We start from the raw sequence: 2,692 nt of genomic DNA, 5'->3' as shown, positions 1-2,692 counted from the left end.
CCAGATCGGCTGGAGAAATATATCAGCCTCTGAGGCTATGGCTGACACAGAGTTTGAACACCCTCCTTCCAATTAGACACCATCGATAGAAAAGTAAATTAATAGTTGGCTTTGGAAGGAGTTCTACTATTGCTAAAGGATACCTTCCTCCTCTATCTCCACTTCTATAGTTTTACCACTCACAAACAGAATACAAACTATCAATCCCGCCAGAGCCAAGTAAGCATTGACTGTAAATGCACGGTCTATACCTGTTGTCAAATCCGGTGCCATAACTACAATGGTGGTATTCATTCCCAATCCGAGAGCGCCGCCAGCAATTTGGAACATATAGAGAATCGCCCCGGCCAGGCTTGACCTGGATGGATCAACAACAGTAATTGCAGCTGTGGTAATGGTTGAATAAAAGAGCCCTATACCGGCTCCCAGTATCATTAGTCCGGGAATCATACTGGTATACTGGGTGTCTTCATGTAGGTGCGACAACATAAACATTCCGGCACACATACACACCGTTCCGGCAGAAACGATTACCTTGGCCCCTAACCGCTCATACAAACTTCCAGAAACGTAAGATACCAGGCCAAATACGATCATCATCGGCAATAAGCCCATACCTGACGCCATTGCCGAGTAGTCGCGAACCTTGGTTAAAAATTGCGGTACATACAAAAGTGCAGCAAAGAAGACCACTGAAAGCAGCAGTGTAGCAATACCAGCAGCAAAGAATTTGCTGTTACTCGCCACATCCTGAGGAATCAGTGCATCCTTACCAGCATTGCGCTCAATGATCACAAACAGGCCCATAAACAATAAAAATATCGAAAACAGCGCTACTATTAACGGGCTCTTAAAACCAAAATCTATAGCGAGATCCAGGGCAACCAGCAGTCCAAATAGGGAAACTGTAAGAGCAGTTACTCCGGCATAATCTATACGCTCACGCACCTCTTCAGGACTGTCATCAGCTACAACCCGCCAACAGACAAAGCACGCCAAGATTGCTATAGGTACATTAATAAAGAAGATCCAGCGCCAACTCAGTAAATCTGTCAGTGTCCCCCCCAGCATGGGGCCAATCGCATTTGATGCTCCGCACACCGCCATGATCAAGCCACCAGCAAGACCTGAGCGATCCTCAGGCATCAAACCATAAATCATTCCCAGTATCGCCGGCCACATCATTGCTCCGCCGATACCCATTAGTGCTCGCGAAATTAATAGCATCCAAACATCTACAGCCAGTCCGCCCAAAAGGGAGAACAATACAAAAATAGCGGTGCCAATAAAGAATATTCGTCGGCGCCCAAACATGTCTGCCAAACGACCACCGGAAATAATGAGAACACCAAAAACCAGGGTATAACCATTGATTACCCACTGGACCGTAGTGATATCAGAATTAAACTCTTTTTCCATGGCGGGTATTGCCACAGAGAAAGCGGTAAAATCATTCGCAATTAGAAATACAGCCAGGCTTAACGCTGTCAGGCCCAAGAATTGGGTCTTTGTGAGAGGTGTTCTTTCTTCCGCCATATTAATGACCAAAGTATCAACTTGATAGGAAAGTTATCTCGAAAGTGTGGCTCAAGGAGATGATTCTCGCATCCATATTACTTATCTAGTCCTAGCTGCAATTGAATCTATATCCTTCCTAGAAATTGAAACATTGAGTTACATACTACTGAGGATTTTTATAAGGTGTTTTTATCAACCGCAATTTGTACAGATAAACCGAAAATATACCGAATGCTGTTAAGTACCCAACATATTTATGAGGGTACAATTTCTGCCATAGAAGCGAGGGTTCTGTCGCAAAGTTCGCCGGTCTTGCGGGCACTCCTACATTTCAGGTATAAGCTCCTGCTCTGAATCTGCAGTTCGAGGTCTATGCTGTTGATCAGCTTCAAAGGAACCCACTACCCGAAAGATGTGATTCTGTATGCCGTATTCTTCTATGTACGCTATGCAGTTTCCTATCGTGATCTGGAAGAGATTATGCAGGAGCGTGGGATTACTGTTGATCACGCCACCCTCAACCGATGGGTTGTCAAATACTCCTCGCAAATTGCCGCAGAGGCCAGAAAGAAGAAGTGCCAGGTAGGTACCTCCTGGCGTATGGATGAGACCTATATCAAGGTTAAGGGCAGGTGGGTATACCTGTATCGGGCAGTCGATAAATCCGGTGAAACCGTTGACTTCATGCTCTCAGAAACCCGAGATGAAACCGCAGCGACACGCTTCTTTCAGAAATCCATTGATAGTAGTGGGCTGCCAGAGAAGGTAGTCATAGACAAAAGCGGAGCCAATCTGGCGGGCCTGACTAACATCAATATCTACCTGTTTCTGATGGGTTTCTGGCTTTCATTCATCGATACACTACAGGTCAAATATCTCAACAATATCGTTGAGCAGGACCACCGGTTTATCAAACGAATAACCAAACCTATGATGGGTTTTAAGGCCTTCCATTCAGCGGTAGCCACTCTCGATGGGATTGAGACTGCTCACATGATCCGAAAAGGGCAGCTGGGGCAGGAAGGCATCCCAGCCTATCGTCAATTTATGGCACTCGCAGGATAACTGTGTCCGGGCCATAGGTGTGTTTCAGTCATCCGGAAAGTTTGCGACAGAACCCCTCCAATTCCGCCTGCATGGCCGCTTCAGTGAGTTGTTTTATCAGTGGGGTGAG

The 2,692-nt window shown here is 46.0% G+C and carries 2 protein-coding genes; one reads left to right on the top strand and one right to left on the bottom strand.

Features of this window, described 5'->3' with window-relative positions:
* Positions 1-132 precede the first annotated feature (132 nt).
* Positions 133-1,536 (bottom strand): MFS transporter, encoded by a 1,404-nt coding sequence (locus MO867_RS21470; protein ID WP_252472943.1) that lies wholly within the window; start codon positions 1,534-1,536, stop codon positions 133-135.
* A 354-nt stretch (positions 1,537-1,890) separates the two neighbouring features.
* On the opposite strand from MO867_RS21470, the gene MO867_RS21465 reads away from it, so the two are divergent.
* Positions 1,891-2,583: an IS6 family transposase gene (locus MO867_RS21465; RefSeq protein ID WP_373565928.1), complete on the top strand. Its 693-nt coding sequence runs from the start codon at positions 1,891-1,893 to the stop codon at positions 2,581-2,583.
* Positions 2,584-2,692: the final 109 nt, after the last annotated feature.

The sequence above is a fragment of the Microbulbifer okhotskensis genome, assembly GCF_023895975.1.
Classification (GTDB): domain Bacteria; phylum Pseudomonadota; class Gammaproteobacteria; order Pseudomonadales; family Cellvibrionaceae; genus Microbulbifer; species Microbulbifer okhotskensis.
Note: the sequence above shows the minus strand (reverse complement) of the source record. Positions and strands in the feature narration are given on the sequence as shown.